The following is a 19648-nucleotide window of genomic DNA, read 5'->3' as shown; positions in this document are numbered from 1 at the left end:
CGGAACCACAGTTCCCACAGCACGGTGCGACGCCTTCACAGCGGATCGACGAGATGAGGAGACGGTGGGCAGCTACGACTACGTCGTGATCGGGGCCGGGTCGGCGGGGGCCGTGGTGGCCGGGCGCCTGACGCAGGACCCCGCGGTCAGGGTCCTCCTCATCGAGGCCGGCGGCTCCGGCCGTCATCCGAACGTCCGAATCCCCGCCGCCTTCGCCAAGCAGTTCAGGACCAGGCACGACTGGGAGTTCTACACGGAGCCGGAACCGCATCTGGGCGGGCGCAGCCTCTACCACCCGCGCGGGAAGATGCTAGGCGGCTGCAGCGGCCAGAACGCGATGATCTACATCCGCGGTCACCGTTCCGACTACGACCACTGGGCCGCGAACGGTGCGACCGGCTGGTCCTACGACGAGGTTCTTCCGCTCTTCAAGCGGGCCGAGCGCAACTCGCGCGGCCCCGGCGAGTACCACGGCGCCGACGGGCCGCTGTACGTCGAAGATCCTCGTTCGCCGAACGAACTGAGCGAACGCCTCGTGGCGGCCATGGTCGACACCGGCATACCGCGCAACGACGACTTCAACGGCGCCGAGCAGGTGGGCGCCGGGCTGTATCAGCTGACTCAGCGCCGCGGGCAGCGCTGGACCACCGCGGACGGTTACCTGCGTCCCGCGCGCAAGCGCCCGAACCTGACGGTGCTCACCGACACGCACGTCCTCAAACTGCGCATCGAGGGCGGACGCGCGACCGGTGTCGAGGTCGTCCGCGCGGGCAGACGCGAGTCCTACCAGGCCGAGCGTGAGGTCGTGCTGTCGGCCGGCGCGTTCAACACCCCCCAGATCCTGATGCTGTCGGGCATCGGACCGGCCGACCATCTGGCCGAGCACGGGATCCCGGTGGTGGTGGACAACCCCAACGTCGGCGCCCACCTGATGGACCACCCGATGGCCATGATCGTCTTCGAGACGACGGCCAAGGGGACGCTCGCCGGGGCCCAGTCACCGGTGCAACTGCTCGACTACCTGCTGCGCCGCCGCGGCCTGCTCACGTCCAACATCGGCGAGGCGGGGGCGTTCTTCCACACCCGCTCAGGCGACGACGCGCCGTACATGCAGTTCATCGCCGCGCCGGCCTACTTCTACAACCACGGCTTCACCTCCTACGCGCGCCCGGCGTTCAGCATCGGCTGCTCCATGGTCGGTGCGTCCAGCACCGGCCGTGTGCGACTGCGCGGCGCCGACCCGCAGGAGAAGGTGGCGATCACCTTCAACTACCTCGCGGAACCGGAGGACGTGGACGCGATGGTCACGGCCGTCGAGCGGGCTCGCGAGGTCGCGGCGGCCGGGCCGCTGCGCGGGTTCCTCGGCAGGGAACTGCACCCCGGGGCGCACATCCTGAAGCGGGACCAGCTCGAGGAGGACGTCCGGCGGACGGTGGAGCACACCTACCACCCGGCGTGCACCGCCCGCATCGGCACCGAGACCAGCGGCGTGGTCGACCCCGAACTGCGGGTGCACGGCGTGTCCGGCCTCCGCGTCGCCGACGCGTCCGTCTTCCCCCGCATCCCGCACGGCAACACCCACGCGCCGACCGTGATGGTCGCGGAACGGGCGGCCGACCTCCTCCGCGCCGCCCGATGAGCGGCGCCAAGGCGGAGGAGGCCGCAGCGGAGCCCCGGGTGACGAACTCGGGGCCCCGCTGAAATGGCGAGCCTGCGCCAAGGACACGCCGAGATACGGCGGCGCATGGAGAACGACCTCGGGGCCACCCAGTACTACGGGCTGCCCTACTACGCCCGGTGGATCACGACCGCCGCCCGGGTGCTCGTAGAGAAGGGAATCGTCACGACCGACGAGCTCGGAAGGAAGGTCGACGAGATTCGGACCCGGCGGAGGGAGGAGCTGTCATGAGACGGTTCAAGGTCGGAGACCGCGTCGTCGTCCGCGACGAGACGTCGCTGTTCCACACGCGCTGCCAGGGTTACACGCGCGGACGGATCGGCACCGTGGTCGAGGACCGGCCCGCGAGGGTCATTCCCGAGGACGAGGCGTGGGGCCGTGACGAGGACGGCCGGCACGAGCCGTTCTACGTCGTGCGCTTCAGGCAGACAGAGCTCTGGCCGGACTACGCCGGCCCGGACCTCGACACCCTGGAATCGGAATTCTCGGAACGCTGGCTGGAACCGGCCGGTGAAGGAGAACGAAGCGTATGAGCACCCACAGTCATGATCCCCACGCTCCTGTCCAGGAGCCCGAGGAGATCAACGAGTTCGAGATCCTCGAGCTCGCCGTACGGGAACTGGCGATCGAGAAGGGCGTCTTCTCCGCGGAGGACCACCGCCGTTTCTCCGAATGGGCCGAAAGCCGCACCCCCATGTACGGGTCGAGGCTGGTGGCCAAGGCCTGGCTCGATCCGGCCTTCAAAGAACGCCTGCTCGCCGACGGGACGGAGACCTCCAAGGAGGTGGGGTGGACTGGCTCGATCCGACCGGGACGGGCACGCCGAGCGACTACACCTACTTCTACGTGCTGGAGAACACCCCGCAGGTGCACAACGTGATCGTGTGCACCCTGTGCTCCTGCTATCCGAGGCCGGTGCTCGGCATGTCACCCGACTGGTATCGGACCCCGAACTACCGTCGGCGCATGGTGCGCCAGCCGCGCCAGGTGCTCGCGGAGTTCGGCCTGATCCTGCCCGCCGATGTCGAGATACGCGTCCACGACTCCAACCAGAAGTCACGGTTCATGGTCATGCCGATGCGCCCGGAAGGCACCGAGGGCTGGACCGAGGAGCAGCTCGCGGCCATCGTCACCGGTGACACGATGATCGGTGTGGCTCTTCCGCAGCCGGGTTGGACGGCCGCCGAGGCACCCCCGCGGTCCGGACTCGTCTGTCCGACGGCGGGCGTGCCCGGAGGTGGCAAGTGAGCGGTGAGACACCCTACACAGTGCTCATGGAGACGCTTGAAGCCATCGGGGAGCGCCGTGACACCGACCTGCCGTCGCTGGAGCGCGTCCCTACTCCATGGGAGTCCCGGATGCAGGCGACCTGCGAGTGCCTGGCCTCGCGAGGCGCGCTGGACACCCTGGAACGCCGCCGGACCGAGGACCGGCTCGGAGAGACCGTCTATCGCCGCTTTCCGGTCCACGCGCGTTCCGCGCTGGCCGTCGCCCACGCGCTGATGGACAAGGGCGTGTTCACCGAAGGCGAGCTTCGGTCGAAGATGGCGGAACTACGCATCCGGTTCGGCGAGGACTGACCCACCGGGACGTCTTCTGGTCCGGCGGGAGCCCGGAGGTCGCCCGCGGTCAGCTCTTCCGGCAGACCGAGCAGGGGGTGAGGCCCGCCTCGCCGGCCTCGGTCAGCGTCATGATCTCGATGCCCGTGTCGTCCGTGCCGGCGATCAGCGGGCAGCCGGGGATGTGGTAGCGGCGTGTGCCGACCATGACCCGCACCTGCGTGTCCCCGTCCTCGGACGGCTCCGCAGCCCCGGCGGCGCGGTCCTCGCCACTCGTCCCGGTCACGGGTGCCGAGCCGGAGGTGGAGCCGGCCGAGGCCGCGAATCCGGCGCGCCCGGATTCGCGGGTCTCTGCCGGCTCCACCGGCTCTCCGGTCCCCGCAGGCGGGGACGTGGGGGCGTCGGCCGGGAGGGACGCCGCGTTCGCGTCCGCACCGGGGTCGCCCTGGTTGCGGGGGGTCTGGTTGTCACGGGCCCGCTCGTCGTCCGCCCGGGAAGAGGGGGCCGCCTGCGGGGAGGCCGGAGCCTCTTCGGACGTCTTCTCCGCGGCCGTGTCGCCGGCGGGGTCGCCGTCCCCGGACGACGGTGCGTCCTTCGCCGCCTCGGCGGTCTTGGATCGTGCGGGGTCCCACGGCCGGGAGACCCGGCCGGGGCTGAACCAGTCGTGCTCCGCGGTGTCGGTGATCGACTCGTCCGTCTCGTCGTCCGCCGGGCCCGACACCGATCCCGCCGCCGGCGGAGACCAGGCCGGTGCGGACCATGACGTGGCGGCGGTCCCCGGCGCCGGAGCATCGGCATCGGACGGCTGCGCCCCGCCCCGGCCGAACCAGTCCACCGGTGTGTGCTCGTCGTTCTCGGCGCCGGCATCGGCCGCGGCGGCCGTGTCGGCCTTAGGACCACCGGGCGCGTCCGCCTCGCCGGCCGTCTCCCCGGACGTCATTCGCGGCGTCTCAGGGGACTCTTCACGCGTTTCGTCGCCGGACGGCGCGTCCTCGGACCGCGCGGGCGGGACGGGCGGCTCGGGCAGGCGCGATCCCGGGACGCCGGGCTGAGGAAGCCGCGCGAAGGGCGGCTCCGGGTCAGCGGGCGTGAGACGGGTCGGTTCCCGGCCGGTCGTGCCGGTGGTCCCGGCCGCAGGCGTGGTGGTCGTGGGAGCGGCTTCGGCGCGCAGGCTCTCGTCGCGGATCGAGTCGTCGCGGATCGAACCGTCGCGCGGCGCGGCCTCCTCCGGCTCGGCCACACGGGCGGAGGCTTCGGGGAGGCAGGTGGTGCAGGGGGTGAAGCCCTCCTCGCGGGCCTCCTCGTGGGTCAGCTCCTCGGTCTCTCGCCCGGCGAGCTGGCGGCAGGTGGCCAGGTGGAAGCGCTTGCGCCCGGGGATCACGAGGACGATCGCGTCGGGGGCGAGGCCGCGCCCCGAGGCGGCCGGAGGCCGCGTGATCGGTCCCGTCCGCTGGGGCGGCGGGGACGGGAAGGTCTGGGGGGGCAGTGCCCCGTGATGCGTGACCGGCGGTGCCGCCACCATGGGCGTCGCAACCGGATGCGCCGGTGCCCCGGCGAGGGCTCCGCCGTACGCCCCGCTCACGGCACCGACGTGCGCGAGCTGGGGCACGGACGAACCCGGGGGGGTGGGAGCCGTTCCCTCGGCGGCACGCCCGCCGGCCGGGAACAGCTCGTGGCGCCTCAGCAGTGCCCCGATCAGCAGGCAGACCGCCGACAGCACGCTGACGACGATCGACCACATCACGAGAGGGGGTGTCCCCAGCACGACGCCCGCGATGAGCAGGACGATTGCGGCGAGGACCAGTGCGGCACTGATGAGGATCACGGGGGGTTCTCCGAGCTATCGGGTCCTGTGTGGACCCGCCACTGCTTACCGGCGGTCGTTGTGGGGGCCGTCGGGACCGGGGAAGGCGCCGGAGTGCTGCGAGGGCTCCTGGCCGAACGGGTTGGGGGCGGCGCCCATCTGCTGGGGACCGGGGGCGACGGCGTGGGCCATGGCCGGGGCGGCGCCCACGATCGGGAAGCCTCCGCTGCCCTCACCGGCGACGTTCAGCTCGGCGAGCTGGTTCTCCAGGTAGAGCTTGAGGCGGCTGCGGTACTCGCGTTCGAAGCTGCGCAGCTCCTCGACCTTGCGCTCCAGCTCGTCGCGGGTCTGCACCAGGGTGCCCATGGCCTGACGGTGCCGCTCCTGCGCGTCGCGCTCGAGCGTCTCGGCGCGGGCGCGGGCGTCGCCGATGATCTGCTCGGCCTGACGGCGGGCCTTGCCGAGGATGTCGTCGGCCTCGCGCCGGGCGCGGGTCACGGTCTCGTCCGCCTCGCGACGGGCGTCGGCGATCGCCTGGTCGGCCGTCTGCTGGGCGAGGGCGAGCACGCGGGCCGCGGTGTCCATGTTGTCCTCGGCGGGCGGCAGGCCCATGCCGACGGGCACCGGCTCCGGACGGGCCGGCTCCGGAGGCTTGATCGGCTCCGGCTGGGGGGCCATCATCTCGGGCTTCGGCTCGGCCACCGGAGCGGGAGCCATCTGCATGGAGCCGGGCATGCCCATACCCCCGGGGACCTTGCCCCTGAGGCACTCGGCCAGCTTCGCGCGGAGCTCCTCGTTCTCCTGGATGAGACGGTCCAACTCGGCCTCGACCTCGTCGAGGAACGCGTCGACCTCCTCCTCGTCGTACCCCGGCCTCAGCCGGGTGGTACTGAACTGCTTGTTCCGCACATCGGCGGGCGTCAACGGCATTTGGGTCTCCTTGGCGCGCTTGGAGTCTGTCCGGTCGGACGGTACCCGATCAACGAAGCGCGTTCACGACTTGGATCAAGACCAAAACCACAATGAACAGCACTGTGAAGCTCAGGTCAAAGGCCACCGTACCCAACCTGAGGGGCGGAATGAAACGGCGGAGGAACTTGAGAGGCGGGTCGGTCACCGTGTAGACGACCTCCGCCAGCACCAGGACGACCCCGGTGGGCCGCCAGGCGCGGGCGAACGCCTGCACCGTATCTATGATCATTCTGCCGATCAGCAGAACCAGGAAGAGGGTCAGGGCGATGACCAAGATCTCGCTAATGATCCCCACGGTCGAGCCCCGCCTCCCCTCGGTCCAGCCGTCCTCGGGCCGCACGGGCACCGCTAAGCCGGTCACTGTTCATGTATGGAACTCTAGCTCTGGTTGAAGAAGCCGCGTTCCGCGATTCTGGCCTTGTCCTCGGCGGTCACCTCAACGTTGGCGGGGGACAACAGGAACACCTTGTTGGTAACACGTTCGATGCTGCCGTGTAGGCCAAAGACGAGACCTGCCGCGAAATCGACAAGGCGCTTGGCGTCGCTGTCGACCATTTCTGTCAGATTCATGATGACCGGCGTGCCCTCGCGGAAGTGCTCGCCGATCGTCCGCGCCTCGTTGTACGTGCGGGGATGCAGGGTGGTGATGCGCGCCAGATCGGTCGTACGGCGCTCCAGCACGGTCGTGGGGGGACGCGGAGCGGGGACGGCCGTCTCGGTGTCGTCCTCGCGCTCCAGGGGCCCGGAGTGCGTACCCGAGGGGGCGGCGAAGCCGCGCCGCGGCGACTCGTACTCCTCGTCGCCGTACTCTTCCTCAGTGCCGTACTCTGCCGCGTACCTGTCTTCGTAGCGGTCGTCCTCCACGAGACCGAGGTAGACCGCCATCTTGCGCATCGCGCCGGCCATCGCTCGTCGTCCTCCGCGTTACTGGTGCCTTCAAGGTCCCTTCGGAAGGCCAGGGCGGTAGCCGTACCCCCCTTTGAGCTCACCGCTGATCGACCTCTACCTGAGCGCGGACACCACGGTCCGCTTGGGGGACATTACCTGACGAAGAGCTTTCTGCGGCCGAGCAACGCCGTACCGACTCGCAGGTGTGTCGCGCCGTTCATCACAGCCTGAGGGATGTCTCCACTCATTCCGGCCGATATCACGTCCGCGGCGGGATGTTCCTCGCGGACGCGCTCGGCGACGGCGCGCAGCCGGGCGAACGCGGCGGCCGGGTCCTCCCCCAGCGGGGCGACCGCCATGACCCCCCGCAGGCGCAGCCCCTCCGCCTTCGCGACGAGCCCGGCGAGCGCCGGCACCTCCTCCGGTGCGGCGCCGCCCCGTCCCGCCCCCTCGCCCAGCCCTACCTGGACGAGGCAGTCGACCTCGCGCCCCGCGCGTACGGCCTCGCGACCGAGCGCGTCCACCAGCCGCGGACGGTCCACCGAGTGGATCATGTGGGCGTAGGAGACGACCGAGCGGGCCTTGTTGGACTGCAGCTGGCCGATGAAGTGCCAGGTGAGGCCGAGGCCGGCGCACTCGGCGGCCTTGGCCGCCGCCTCCTGGTCGCGGTTCTCGCCGACGTGCGACACGCCCAGCTCCGCGAGCAGCCGCACGTCGGAGGCCGGGTAGGTCTTCGTCACGGCGATCAGGGTGATCTCCGATCGCGACCGGCCCGCGGCCCGGCAGGCGTCCTCGACACGCCGCTCCACCTCGGCCAGGGCCGCAGCCAGCTCCTCGCGCCGGTCACCCACGGACCGCGCCTCCGGCCGTACGAACGTCCAGCATCACTTGAGGAAGTCCGGCACGTCGAGCTCCTCCTCCTGCTCCTCGAACACCACCGGGCGCCGGGGACCCGGCTGCGTGGTCCTGGAGGTGATCGGGGTCGGCGGCTCGGGCGCGGGGCGCGGGATCGACAGCGGCCCGGTGACGCTCTGGTCGCGTCCGCCGTCGGCCTGCGCGTCGCGCGGGAACGGCGTGACCGCGTCGGCCTGCTGGGCCTGCGGCGCGGACGCCGCCTGCTGGACCGGCTGGCTCACGGGCTGGACCGGCTGGCTCACGGGCTGGGCCGGCGGCGGCGCGGAGCCGGCCGAATGCGCGTTCACCGGCAACTGGGTCGCCGGCGGCGCGGAGTTCGCGGGCTGCGCCTGCGCGGGAGCGGGCTGCGCCGTGCCCATAGTGCCCACCGTGCCCACCGTGCCGCTCACCGGCCGTACGGGCGGCTGCGCGGGCTCCGGCTTGGCCGGGGCGGGCGCGGGACGGGCCGCGGGCGCGGCCGGCGCGGGACGGGACGCCTGCTGAGGCCGCGACAGCGGCGCGGCCACCGGCGCGGCCGCTTCTGGCTCGTCGAACCCGGCCGCGATGACCGTGACCCGCACCTCGTCGCCGAGCGCGTCGTCGATGACCGTGCCGAAGATGATGTTCGCGTCGGGCGCGGCGGCGTTGCTGACGAGCTGGGCCGCCTCGTTGATCTCGAACAGGCCCAGGTCGGAGCCGCCCGCGATGGACAGCAGCACGCCGTGGGCGCCGTCGATGCTCGCCTCCAGCAGCGGGCTGGAGACCGCCATCTCGGCGGCGGCGACCGACCGGTCGTCGCCCCTGGCGTGGCCGATGCCCATGAGGGCCGAGCCCGCCCCGGACATGACCGACTTCACGTCGGCGAAGTCCAGGTTGATCAGACCGGGCGTGGTGATGAGGTCGGTGATGCCCTGCACACCGGACAGCAGCACCTGGTCGGCGGCCTTGAAGGCGTCGAGCACGCTCACCTGGCGATCGGAGATCGACAGCAGCCGGTCGTTCGGAATGACGATCAGCGTGTCGACCTCCTCGCGGAGGGTCTCGATGCCGGCCTCGGCCTGCATGGCCCGGCGCTTGCCCTCGAAGCTGAAGGGCCGGGTGACCACGCCGATCGTGAGCGCGCCGAGCGAGCGGGCGATGCTGGCCACGACCGGCGCGCCGCCGGTCCCGGTGCCGCCGCCCTCGCCCGCGGTCACGAAGACCATGTCGGCGCCCTTGATGACCTCCTCGATCTCCTCCCGGTGGTCCTCGGCGGCCTTGCGGCCCACCTCCGGGTTGGCGCCCGCGCCGAGGCCCCGCGTGAGCTCGCGCCCCACGTCGAGCTTCACGTCGGCGTCACTCATCAGCAGCGCCTGGGCGTCAGTGTTTATGGCGATGAACTCGACGCCCTTGAGTCCCTCCTCGATCATCCGGTTGACGGCGTTGACTCCGCCGCCGCCGATGCCGACGACCTTGATGACCGCGAGGTAGTTCTGCGGTGCTGCCACGACGAGGGGCCTTTCCGCTCGTTTGCGTTTCATGCGGGCAGGGCCCGCCGTCTTCTGAACTCTCACCCTCAAGTTGAGATTTAGAGTTATGTCAACCTGAGGATTGATACGGACAGTAGGGTTGCGCGTCCCCCAGGGTCAACTAACCGCGCCGCAAGGCCGTCCGGCGTGTCGCGGGCTGTCCTATTCGCACGATGCCCCGCCCTGAGGCGAATTCGGATCATGCGTTCCCGGCCCGTGAGATATCTCACCTGACCGTCACCACCTGCGGCGAGCTGACATCGTAGCTGGTACCCGGCTTGGCGAGCGCGGCGAGCAGGACACGTCCCTTCTGCGCCGAGCGCCCCGCGTCCCCCCAGACGACCGTACGGCCGTCCGTGAGTTTGAGCGTGATCGACCGGGGCGAGGGGACACGCAGCTCCCGCAGGCGCTCCAGCACGCTGTCCGGTAGCGCCCGCAGCACGGTGAGCCCGGCCCTGGTGGCGGGATCGTCCGCGGCCGCCCGCTGGACGCGCAGCACCGGCAGCCGGGGCGGGGCCACGGTCACCTGCTGCAGCACGACCCCGTACCGGTCGATCACCGCGGTCGTCGGGCCCATGGGCACGGCGGCGGCGGGGACACGCTCGACAACGCTGACGCGTAGCGTCCCGGGCCAGCCGCGGTCGACCGCGGCCGACTCGACCGCCCGCATCGCCCGCAGCCGCCGTTCGACCTCGGCGAGGTCCACGGTGGCGAGCGGGGTGCCGGTACGCACCCCCGCGGCCTGGCGCAGCTGCTCGGCGGGGATCCGGCTGTTGCCGGTGATCTCGACCTCCCGCACGCCGAGGACGGGCGAGAAGAACACGACCCACGTGGCGACGCCCACCACCCCGCCGGTCAGCAGGGTGGCGAGGGCCGAACGCCGGACGGCCCGCCTCACCGGTCCCCCACGCTCCGGCTCGCGTCCCGGATCACTGGGCGGACAGCTCCGCGACGATCCTCGGGCCGAGCTCCGTCACGTCTCCCGCGCCCATCGTGAGCACGATGTCGCCGGCCCGGGCCCGGCCGGCGACGAGCGCGGGCACGGCCTGCCGGTCGGGCGCGTACACGACCCGCTCGGCGGGAAGCGGGACCTTCCCCGCGACGAGGGCGCCGGAGACCCCGGGCTCGGGGTCCTCGCGCGCGCCGTACACGTCGAGCACGACCACCTCGTCGGCGAGGCCGAGCGCCGCGCCGAACTCGTCGGCGAAGAACCGCGTGCGCGAGTACAGGTGCGGCTGGAAGACCGCGATGACCCGGCCGTCGCCGGTCACGACGTCGCGGGCGGCGCGCAGGTCGGCGGTCAGCTCGGTCGGGTGGTGGGCGTAGCTGTCGTAGACCGTCACGCCCCCGGCCTCGCCCTTCGACTCGAACCGCCGCTTGGCCCCGCCGAAGGCGGCCAGGCCCTCCTTGACGTCGTCGAAGCGCAGGCCGAGGTGGAGTGCCACGGCGATCACCGCGGTGGCGTTGAGCGCGTTGTGCCGGCCGGGCACGGCGAGGCGCACCTCGCCGCGTCCCGGTCCCCCGGGCGCGGCGGGGCCGAGCTCCACGGCGAACTCCACGCCGAGGCCGCGCGGCACCACGTCGGTCGTGCGCAGGTCGGCGCCCCGGCTCTCGCCGTACGTCACGACGGTGAGGCCGCGCTCGCGCGCGATCGGCACGAGGGCCGCGGCGCCCGGGTCGTCGGCGCAGACCACGAGCAGCGAACCGATCCGCTCGACGAAGCGGGCGAAGCTGTCATGGACGGCCTGGGGGTCGCCGTAGTTGTCGAGATGGTCGGCCTCGACGTTGGTCACCACGGCGATGCCCGGGGCGAGCATGAGGAACGAGCCGTCGCTCTCGTCGGCCTCCGCCACGAACACCTCGCCCGCGCCGTCGTCGGCGCCGAGCCCGGTCGTCACGAGCTGCCCGCCGACGCAGTACGACGGGTCCTCACCGCACTTCTGCAACGCCACCGTCAGCATCGAGGTGGTCGTGGTCTTGCCGTGCGTGCCGGCGACGGCGATGCCGGTGCGGCCGGTCATGACCGACGCCAGCGCGGCGGCGCGCGGGATCACCCGCAGGTCCTGCCGCAGCGCCTCCCCCAGCTCGGGGTTGGAGTCGCGGATCGCGGTGGACACCACGACCGTGTCCACGTTCTTGATGTGGGAGGCGGCGTGGCCGACGTGGATGACCGCGCCCAGCTCGCGCAGCTCGGTCAGCAGCTCCGAGGGCCGCGCGTCGCTGCCCGACACCGGCACGCCCCGCTTGAGCAGGATCCGGGCGATGCCCGACATCCCGGCGCCGCCGATGCCGATGAAGTGCACCCGCCCCAGGGCGGCCGCGGGAACGGGATCCACGAGCTTGACGAGACTCATCGGTGAGCGATCTCCAGCACCTTGCGGGCGAGCGCCGTGTCCGCGTCCTTGCGGCCCATCCGCGACGCGGCCTCGGACATCGCGACCACGCGCTCGGGGTCGTTCAGGATCGGCAGCAGCGTCTGGACGATCCAGGCGGCCGACAGGTTCGCGTCGTCGACCAGCAGGCCGCCCCCGCCCCGCACGATCGGCTCGGCGTTGAGGCGCTGCTCGCCGTTGCCGTGCGGAAGCGGCACGAACGCCGCGGGCAGCCCCACCGCGGTGAGCTCGGCGCAGGTCATGGCGCCCGCGCGGGACAGCACGAGGTCGGCGGCGGCGTAGGCGAGGTCCATCCGGTCGACGTACGGCAGGATCACGTACTGCGGGTCGCCCGGCGGGGGCTCCACCTCGACGGTGTTCTTGGGCCCGATCACGTGCAGCACCTGGACGCCGGCCGCCCGCAGGTAGGGCGCGGCCTCCAGCGCCGCCTGGTTGATGGAGCGGGCGCCCTGCGAGCCGCCGAACACCAGCAGCGTCACCCGGTCGGACTCCAGCCCGAAGTACGACCGCGCCTTGTCGCCCATCGACAGCCGGTCCATCATGCTGATCTCGCGGCGCAGCGGGATGCCGATGTACTCGGCGTTCGGGAGCGCGGCCTCCGGGTGGCCGGTGAAGACGTGCTCGGTGAGGCGGGCGCCGAGCCGGTTGGCCAGGCCGGGCCGGGGGTTGGCCTCGTGGACCACGATCGGCACCCCGCGCCGCCGGGCGCCGAGGTAGCCGGGCGTGGCGACGTACCCGCCGAAGCCGACCAGGACGTCCGCCCCGACCCTGTCGAGGATGCCCGCGGCGCTGCCGATGGCCCCGGCCAGGCGGCCGGGCACGGTGAGGAGCTGGGGGCTGAGCGAGCGGGGCAGCGGCACCGCGGGCACGAGTTCGAGCTCGTAGCCCCGGGCGGGCACCAGGCGGGTCTCCAGGCCGCGCTCGGTGCCGAGGCAGGTGATGCCGATCCTCGGGTCGAGCCGGCGAAGCGCGTCGGCCAGCGCGAGCGCCGGCTCGATATGGCCGGCCGTCCCGCCGCCGGCGAGGACCACCCTCATGTCACTCCCTGTTCTCGCGGATGTTCTCGCGTCCGTTCCCGCGTCGTTCCGTTTCGTGCCGTCCGCGGCCGTGCCTTCTGTGCCGCCTGCTGCCGGGCCGGTGCCCGCGAGGCCGCGGGCCGCCTGGCGCGGCCGTTCAAGCCAAGCCAGCTTAGAGCCCGCGCGGCCGGTCCCGGGCCACGGGCGGCCAGCGCCTCGGCCGCTCCGGGCTCCTGCTTGGCGAACGACAGCAGCATGCCGAGCGCCGCGAGCGTCGGCAGCAGCGCCGATCCGCCGTACGACACCAGGGGCAACGGGATGCCGGTGACCGGGAAGACCCCGATGACCGCGCCGATGTTGACCACGGCCTGCCCGGCGATCCAGGCGGTGACGGCGGCGGCCGACAGCCGGACGAAGGGGTCCTTCGTCCGCATGGCGATGCGCAGCCCGGCGTAGCCGAGCAGGCCGAACAGCGCGACCACCACGAGCGTCCCCATCAGCCCGAGCTCCTCGCCCAGGATGGAGAAGATGAAGTCGCTCTCCGCGTGCGGGACGTAGTTCCACTTCTGCCGGCCCGCGCCGAGCCCGAGGCCGAACCAGCCGCCCGAGCCGATCGCCATCAGCCCCTGGGCGGACTGGAACCCCTCGTCCTGCGCGGTCTCCCACACGTGCATGAAACCGGTGAGACGGCCGAGCCGGTACGGCTCGACGATGATCATAGTGGCGGTCGCCAGCACGAGCAGCGCGAGGATCCCGCCGAACAGCCGCACCGGCGCGCCGACCACCCACAGCAGCGCGAGGAAGATCATCATGAGCACGAGCGTCGTGCCGAGGTCGCGCCCCAGCATGACCAGGACGGCCAGCAGGGCCACGCCCGGCATCAGCGGGATCAGCAGCTGTCGCCACTCGATGCGCCCGGCGCGTGCCCGCGTGGCGAGCAGGTCGGCCCCCCACAGCACCAGGGCCAGCTTCGCCGGCTCCGACGGCTGGACCGAGAACGGGCCGATGACGATCCACCGCTGGGCGCCCAGCAGCTCCTGGCCGAGGAAGATGACCATCAGCAGGCCGAGGATCGACAGGCCCATCAGCGGATAGCCGGCCAGGCGGAAGAACCGCTGCGGCAGCCGGGAGCAGACCCACATCAGGGGGAGCCCGATCGCCACGGACGTGACCTGCTTGAGGAACCAGTAGAAGGGGTCGCCGGTCCGCTGGAGCGCCTCGATGCTCGACGCCGACAGCACCATCATCAGCCCGAGCGCCAGCAGCAGCGCACTGCAGCCGAGCACGAGATGGTAGGACGTCAGCGGGCGGCCGAGCAGCTCGCGCAGCGCGGCGAGCTGGGCGGCGGCCCAGCCGATGGGCTCGGGCCCCTGACGCTCGGGCTCCCGGCGATCGGTCTTCCGCGCGGGCGCGGCGCCGGCGGGGCCGGGCGCGGGGCCCGTCACCGGTCCGCCAGCCGCTGCACGGCTCGGGCGAAGGCCTCCCCACGCGCTCCGTACCCGGCGAACATGTCCAGCGAGGCCCCGGCGGGGGCGAGCAGCACGGTGTCGCCCGGGGTGGCGAGCCGGGCGGCTTCGGCGACGACGCGGTCCATGACCCCAGTGTCTTGCCCCGGCACGTCCACGACGGGGACATTCGCGGCGTGTCGCGCCAATGCCTCGCGGATCACGTCCCGGTCGGCCCCCAGCAGCACCGCCCCGCGCAGCCGGGGCGCGGCCTGCCGTACGAGCTCGTCGACGTCGGCGCCCTTGAGCTGCCCGCCCGCGATCCACACGACCGACTCGTAGGCGGCCAGCGACGCGGCGGCCGCGTGCGGGTTGGTGGCCTTGGAATCGTCCACGTAGTCGACCTCGCCGACCCGGGCGACGTGCGCGATCCGGTGCGGGTCGGGGGTGAACTCCCGCAGGCCGCGGCGTACGGCCTCGGGCGGCACGCCGAACGCGCGGGCCAGGGCGGCCGCGGCGAGCGCGTTGGCGACGTTGTGCGGGGCGAACGGCCGCACGTCGGCGAGGCAGGCCAGCTCCTCCGCCGAGGTCGCCGGGTCGGCGACGAAGGCCCGGTCGACGAGCAGGTCCTCCACGACTCCCAGCTGCCCGGGCCTGGGCACGGCGAGCGTGAAGCCCACCCGCGAGGCGTACGGCTCGGCCAGGCGGGACGACCACGGGTCGTCGGCGTTGTAGACCACGGTCCCGGCGTGAGCGAAGACGCGGGCCTTCGCCGCGGCGTACTCCTCCATCGAGCCGTGCCAGTCGATGTGGTCCGGCGCGACGTTGAGCACGGCCGCCGCGAGCGGGGCCGGGGTCGAGGACCAGTGGAGCTGGAAACTCGACAGCTCCACGGCAAGCACGTCGTACGGCCCGTCCACGGCCTCCACGATGGGGACGCCCACGTTGCCCACGGCCAGGGCCTTGTGCCCGGCGGCGGACAGCATGGAGGCGAGCATGCGGACGGCGGTGGTCTTGCCGTTGGTGCCGGTCAGCGCGAGCCAGGGGGCGGCCGGGTCCTCCCGCAGCCGCCAGGCCAGCTCGACCTCCCCGATGACCTCGACGCCCGCGTCCGCCGCGGCGACGAGCAGCGGGGTGGCGGGCCGCCAGCCCGGCGAGGTGACCAGGAGCGAGGCGCCGGCGGGCAGGGCGGGCTCGCCGAAGCGCACCTCCACACCCAGCTCGGCGAGCTCGGCGGCCGTCGCGCGCTGCCGCTCGCCGTCCGCGGCCTCCAGGACGGTCACACGCTCGCCGCGGGCGGCCAGGGCCCGCGCCGCGGCGGCGCCCGACACGCCGAGGCCGGCGACGACGACGTTCACTGTTTCGGCATCCATTCGAGGTAGAACAGTCCGAGACCGGCGGCGACGCACAACGCGGCGATCAGCCAGAAGCGCACCACGATCGTCGTCTCGGCCCAGCCCGACAGCTCGAAGTGGTGCTGGAGGGGCGCCATCCGGAAGACCCGTCTGCGGGTCAGTTTGAAGGACCCGACCTGGATGATCACCGACATCGTGATGATCGCGAACAGGCCGCCCAGGATGACGAGCAGGAGCTGGGTCCGGGTGGTGAAGGCCAGGCCGGCGATCACGCCGCCGAGGGCCAGCGATCCGGTGTCACCCATGAAGATCTTGGCGGGCGGGGCGTTCCACCACAGGAAGCCCAGACAGGCGCCGAGCACCGCCGCCGCGACCACCGCCAGGTCGAGCGGATCTCGCACCCAGTAGCAGTTGGGGCCGAAGCCGACCGTCGTGCAGCTGTTGCGCAGCTGCCAGTTGCCGATCAGCACGTACGCCGCGAGGACCAGGCAGGTGGCGCCGGAGGCCAGGCCGTCGAGGCCGTCGGTCAGGTTCACCGCGTTCGAGAAGCCCACGATGAAGAACACGACCCAGATCATGAAGCCGATCAGGCCGATCGACGGCCCGATGTCCCGCAGGAACGACACCCGCGTCTCCGCGGGGGTCACGGCGTAGGCGTTGGGGAACCGCAGGACGAGCACCGCGAAGATCGCGCCGATGACGAGCTGCCCGGCCGCCTTGGCGCCGCTGCGCAGCCCGAGGCTCCGCTGCTTGTAGATCTTGATGAAGTCGTCGAGGAAGCCGACCGCGCCGAGGCCCGTCATCAGGAACAGCACCAGCAGCCCCGAGGCCGTCGGGGGGTCGCCGACCTCCGAGAAGACGGTCACGCCGTGGGCGACGAAGTAGCCGATCAGCGACGCGATGACGATCACCGTGCCGCCCATCGTCGGGGTGCCCTTCTTGTCGTAGTGCCCCGACGGCCCCTCCTCACGGATGTTCTGGCCGTAGCCCCTGCGGGCGAACAGCCGGATGGCCAGCGGCGTGCCGACCATGGACAGAATCAGCGAGATCGCCCCCGCGATGAGGATGTTCCTCACCGGGCGTCACCTCCGAGGATCGCCTCGGCGACCCGCTCGAGCCCGGCCGCACGCGGCCCCTTCACCAGCACCACGTCGCCCGGCGCGAGCCGGTCCGACAGCTCCCTGGCCGCCGTCGCGACGTCGGGCGCGTAGATCGCGGCGGGAGCGCCGGCGAGCACGGGCTCGGCGTCCTCCCCCACGACGACCAGCGCCTCCAGCCCCACGCCGGCGGCCAGCCGCCCGAACTCCTCGTTCAGCGCCGGAGCGTGCTCGCCCAGCTCGCGCATCGCGGCGATCACCGCGAACCGCCGCCGCCCCTCGCCGATGACCGCGAGGCTGCCGATGGCGGCCCGCACGGAGTCGGGGCTGGCGTTGTAGGCGTCGTTGATCACGGTCACGCCGTCGGGCCGCTCGGTGACCTCCATGCGCCACCGGCTGCGCGGCTCTGCCGCCGACAGCTCCTCGGCGATGTCCGCCACCGGCAGCCCCAGCTCGTGGGCGGCCGCCGCCGCGGCGAGGGCGTTGGCCACGAGGTGCGCGCCGTGCAGGCGCAACCGGACCGGCGCCGTGCCGGACGGCGTGCGCAGCGTGAACGAGGCGCGGCCGGTCGCGTCCAGCGTCTCGTCCTCCGCCCGCACATGCGCCTCGGGCGAGCGCCCGAAGTAGGTCACCCGCGCGCGCGTACGGCCGGCCATCGCGCGCACCAGCGGGTCGTCGGCGTTGAGCACGGCCACCCCGTCGGCGGGCAGCGCCTCGACCAGTTCGCCCTTGGCCCGGGCGATCGCCTCCTTGCCGCCGAACACGCCGAGGTGCGCGTCGCCGACGTTGAGCACCACCCCGATGCGGGGCGGGGCGATCCTCGCCAGGTAGGCGATGTGACCGACGTTGCGGGCGCTCAGCTCCAGGACCAGGAACCGGGTGGCCTCATCGGCCTTCAGCACGGTCAGCGGGTGGCCGATCTCGTTGTTGAACGAGCCGACGGGGGCGATGGTGGGGCCGAGCCGGGCGGTGAGGCCGGCCAGCAGGTCCTTGGTCGTGGTCTTGCCGGCGGATCCGGTCACACCGACCACGGTCGCGGCCGGCAGCTCCGACACCACGGCCGTGGCCAGCGAGGCCAGGGCCGCGAGCGGGTCGTCGACGATCACGGCCGGCGCCTCGACGGGCCGGGTGGCGAGGACGGCGACGGCGCCGGCGTCGTGGGCCTGCCGGGCGAAGTCGTGCCCGTCGGCCCGCTCGCCCTTGATCGCCACGAACAGCGAGCCCGGTCCGGCCGCCCGCGAGTCGATCACGACGGGTCCCCGGACGACGGCCGAGGGGTCGGCCGCCGCGTTCAGCGTTCCGGACGTGATCTCGGCGACCCGGGCCAGCGGCAACGGGATCATGGTGTCTTTCCTGCTCTCTTTCGCGTCGCTAAATCGGCCGCCAGGGCACGGCCCGGCATCGGCTCACGCATCGGCGGCCTCCCGCGCCGCCCGCCGTGCCAGGCTCCGTTCCGCGATGGCCGCGGCGGCCACCTCGCGGTCGTCGAAGGGGACGACCCGGCCCCCGGCATACTGCCCCTGCTCGTGTCCCTTGCCGGCCACAACTACCACATCTCCGGGCGCGGCACCGCAGATCGCCAGGCGGATGGCGGCCGCCCGGTCCGGCTCCACGACCACGTGGCCCCGCTCCTCGATGGGTACCCGCAGCGCGCCCTCCAGCATCGCGGCGAGGATCGCGAGCGGGTCCTCCGTACGTGGGTTGTCGCTGGTGAACACGGCCAGGTCGGCGAGGCGGACTGCGGCCTCGCCCATCATCGGGCGCTTGCCGCGGTCGCGGTCGCCCCCGCAGCCCAGCACGATCACCAGGCGGCCTCCGGGCCCGTCGCCGAGCACCGCGCGCAGCGAGCGCAGGACCGACTCCACCGCGCCCGGCTTGTGCGCGTAGTCGACGATCACCTGCACGTCGTCCGCGCCCGGCACCCGCTCCATCCGGCCCGGCACGCCCGCGAAGTCACGGACGCCGGTCACCGCGGCCTGCAGCGGGACCCCCGCCTCGACCAGGGCCACCAGCGCGCCGAGGGTGTTGGCCACGTTGAACGGGCCGGGCAGGGCCACCGACACCTCGGCCTCGACCCCGCCGGGACCGACCAGGCGGAACCGGCTGCCCGCGGGGCCGAGGCGCACGTCCTCGGCGCGCCAGTCGGCCTCCGGCGCCCCGGTGGCGGAGAACGTGGTGATCGGGATCTTGGCCGTGGCGGCCAGCTCGCGTCCGTGGGCGTCGTCGATGTTCACCACGCCCGCCCGGCTGAACTCCGGGGTGAACAGACGGGCCTTGGCCGCGAAGTAGTCGTCCAGGTCCCGGTGGAAGTCCAGGTGGTCCTGCGACAGGTTGGTGAAGATCGACACGTCGTAGAAGAGGCCGTCGACCCGGCCGAGGGCCAGGGCGTGGCTGGAGACCTCCATGGCCGCGGCGCCCACGCCCCGCTCGCGCATCAGCGCGAACAGCCCCTGCAGGTCGGTCGCCTCGGGGGTGGTGAGCTCGGGGGTGAAACGCACATCGCCGGCGCGGATCTCCACACCGCCGACCAGGCCGGTGCGGTGGCCCGCCGCCCGCAGTCCCGCCTCCAGCAGGTACGTGCTGGTGGACTTGCCGCTGGTGCCCGTGACGCCGATGAGCGTGATGCCGGCCGCCGGCCTGCCGTACACCCAGGCGGCGACCTGCCCCAGCACCGCCCTCGGGTCGGGCACGACGAGCACCGGCAGCCCGGTGGCGGCGGCACGGTCGCGGCCGTCGGGGTCGGTCAGGATCGCCGTCGCGCCCGCCGCCAGCGCGTCTCCGGCGAACTCCGCGCCGTGCCGGGCGTTGCCCGGTGCGGCCACGTAAAGGTCACCGCGCCGCACCCGGCGCGAGTCGAGGGTGATGCCGGTGACCGTGCCGCGGACCGCACGCGCGCCGGGCGACGGGACGGCCGACGACGTGCCGAGCAGGGACGCCAGCGCGGACAGCGGGCGGGCCTGGACGGTCTCGGGACGCATGGACGACGGGGAACGCACGGCGAGAGCGTACCCCCCTCCGTCGCTCGTCCCGGCCACTCCG

The 19648-nt window shown here is 72.7% G+C and carries 20 protein-coding genes; 6 read left to right on the top strand and 14 right to left on the bottom strand.

Going from position 1 to position 19648, the window contains the following annotated elements; all coding sequences use genetic code 11:
- The first annotated feature begins 64 nt into the window (after positions 1–64).
- The 6 genes from HHX41_RS41570 to HHX41_RS03125 all read left to right on the top strand — a co-directional run bounded on the left by HHX41_RS41570 (position 65) and on the right by HHX41_RS03125 (position 3258).
- The gene (locus HHX41_RS41570; protein WP_182904698.1) at positions 65–1639 is read left to right on the top strand and encodes a GMC family oxidoreductase N-terminal domain-containing protein; all 1575 of its coding nucleotides are present in this window, start codon (positions 65–67) and stop codon (positions 1637–1639) included.
- A 63-nt stretch (positions 1640–1702) separates the two neighbouring features.
- On the top strand, positions 1703–1909 hold the full coding sequence (locus HHX41_RS42185) for an SH3-like domain-containing protein (protein ID WP_182904697.1): 207 nt from the start codon (positions 1703–1705) through the stop codon (positions 1907–1909).
- On the top strand, positions 1906–2211 hold the full coding sequence (locus HHX41_RS42180; protein WP_182904696.1) for an SH3-like domain-containing protein: 306 nt from the start codon (positions 1906–1908) through the stop codon (positions 2209–2211). Before HHX41_RS42185 ends, HHX41_RS42180 begins: the two co-directional genes overlap by 4 nt.
- The gene (locus HHX41_RS42175) at positions 2208–2558 is read left to right on the top strand and encodes a nitrile hydratase subunit alpha (RefSeq protein WP_396793928.1); all 351 of its coding nucleotides are present in this window, start codon (positions 2208–2210) and stop codon (positions 2556–2558) included. The genes HHX41_RS42180 and HHX41_RS42175 overlap by 4 nt, the downstream gene beginning before the upstream one ends.
- Positions 2468–2926, top strand: a complete 459-nt coding sequence (locus tag HHX41_RS39585; RefSeq protein ID WP_220503640.1) for a nitrile hydratase subunit alpha — start codon at positions 2468–2470, stop codon at positions 2924–2926. Before HHX41_RS42175 ends, HHX41_RS39585 begins: the two co-directional genes overlap by 91 nt.
- A 26-nt stretch (positions 2927–2952) precedes the next feature.
- Positions 2953–3258 carry an SH3-like domain-containing protein gene (locus HHX41_RS03125; protein WP_182904695.1) on the top strand — a complete coding sequence of 102 codons (306 nt, stop codon included), beginning with the start codon at positions 2953–2955 and terminating at the stop codon, positions 3256–3258.
- Positions 3259–3307: 49 nt separating this feature from the next.
- Here the strand turns inward: HHX41_RS03125 and HHX41_RS03120 are convergent, their stop codons facing one another.
- The 14 genes from HHX41_RS03120 to HHX41_RS03055 form a co-directional block, all read right to left on the bottom strand.
- Positions 3308–5062: a hypothetical protein gene (locus HHX41_RS03120; RefSeq protein ID WP_182904694.1), complete on the bottom strand. Its 1755-nt coding sequence runs from the start codon at positions 5060–5062 to the stop codon at positions 3308–3310.
- 45 nt (positions 5063–5107) lie between these two features.
- Positions 5108–5971, bottom strand: a complete 864-nt coding sequence (locus HHX41_RS03115; RefSeq protein ID WP_142568625.1) for a DivIVA domain-containing protein — start codon at positions 5969–5971, stop codon at positions 5108–5110.
- A gap of 49 nt (positions 5972–6020) precedes the next feature.
- On the bottom strand, positions 6021–6308 hold the full coding sequence (locus tag HHX41_RS03110; protein WP_030509057.1) for a YggT family protein: 288 nt from the start codon (positions 6306–6308) through the stop codon (positions 6021–6023).
- Positions 6309–6391: 83 nt separating this feature from the next.
- The gene (locus HHX41_RS03105; protein WP_169978465.1) at positions 6392–6919 is read right to left on the bottom strand and encodes a cell division protein SepF; all 528 of its coding nucleotides are present in this window, start codon (positions 6917–6919) and stop codon (positions 6392–6394) included.
- A 134-nt stretch (positions 6920–7053) separates the two neighbouring features.
- Entirely contained in the window at positions 7054–7752 is a 699-nt protein-coding gene (locus HHX41_RS03100; protein ID WP_182904693.1) for a YggS family pyridoxal phosphate-dependent enzyme, read from the bottom strand.
- Between the two features lie 33 nt (positions 7753–7785).
- Positions 7786–9282, bottom strand: a complete 1497-nt coding sequence (ftsZ, locus tag HHX41_RS03095) for a cell division protein FtsZ (protein WP_182904692.1) — start codon at positions 9280–9282, stop codon at positions 7786–7788.
- Between the two features lie 247 nt (positions 9283–9529).
- Positions 9530–10201, bottom strand: coding sequence for an FtsQ-type POTRA domain-containing protein (locus HHX41_RS03090; RefSeq protein ID WP_182904691.1), 672 nt, complete (start codon positions 10199–10201; stop codon positions 9530–9532).
- 31 nt (positions 10202–10232) lie between these two features.
- Complete coding sequence (murC, locus tag HHX41_RS03085) at positions 10233–11657, bottom strand: UDP-N-acetylmuramate--L-alanine ligase (protein ID WP_182904690.1); 1425 nt, start codon at positions 11655–11657, stop codon at positions 10233–10235.
- Positions 11654–12733, bottom strand: a complete 1080-nt coding sequence (gene murG / locus HHX41_RS03080) for an undecaprenyldiphospho-muramoylpentapeptide beta-N-acetylglucosaminyltransferase (RefSeq protein ID WP_182904689.1) — start codon at positions 12731–12733, stop codon at positions 11654–11656. Before murG ends, murC begins: the two co-directional genes overlap by 4 nt.
- Complete coding sequence (gene ftsW, locus HHX41_RS03075; protein WP_310741743.1) at positions 12730–14157, bottom strand: putative lipid II flippase FtsW; 1428 nt, start codon at positions 14155–14157, stop codon at positions 12730–12732. Before ftsW ends, murG begins: the two co-directional genes overlap by 4 nt.
- On the bottom strand, positions 14154–15530 hold the full coding sequence (gene murD, locus HHX41_RS03070) for a UDP-N-acetylmuramoyl-L-alanine--D-glutamate ligase (RefSeq protein ID WP_182904688.1): 1377 nt from the start codon (positions 15528–15530) through the stop codon (positions 14154–14156). Before murD ends, ftsW begins: the two co-directional genes overlap by 4 nt.
- The gene (mraY, locus tag HHX41_RS03065; RefSeq protein WP_169978478.1) at positions 15512–16588 is read right to left on the bottom strand and encodes a phospho-N-acetylmuramoyl-pentapeptide-transferase; all 1077 of its coding nucleotides are present in this window, start codon (positions 16586–16588) and stop codon (positions 15512–15514) included. The genes murD and mraY overlap by 19 nt, the downstream gene beginning before the upstream one ends.
- Positions 16585–17952 (bottom strand): UDP-N-acetylmuramoyl-tripeptide--D-alanyl-D-alanine ligase, encoded by a 1368-nt coding sequence (gene murF / locus HHX41_RS03060; protein ID WP_182904687.1) that lies wholly within the window; start codon positions 17950–17952, stop codon positions 16585–16587. The genes mraY and murF overlap by 4 nt, the downstream gene beginning before the upstream one ends.
- Before the next feature lie 63 nt (positions 17953–18015).
- Positions 18016–19587 (bottom strand): UDP-N-acetylmuramoyl-L-alanyl-D-glutamate--2,6-diaminopimelate ligase, encoded by a 1572-nt coding sequence (locus tag HHX41_RS03055; protein ID WP_182904815.1) that lies wholly within the window; start codon positions 19585–19587, stop codon positions 18016–18018.
- Positions 19588–19648: the final 61 nt, after the last annotated feature.

This window comes from Microbispora sp. H13382 (assembly GCF_014161445.1).
GTDB lineage: Bacteria > Actinomycetota > Actinomycetes > Streptosporangiales > Streptosporangiaceae > Microbispora.
The sequence above is the reverse complement of the archived record's forward strand: the minus strand, read 5'-3'. Positions and strand labels throughout refer to the sequence as shown.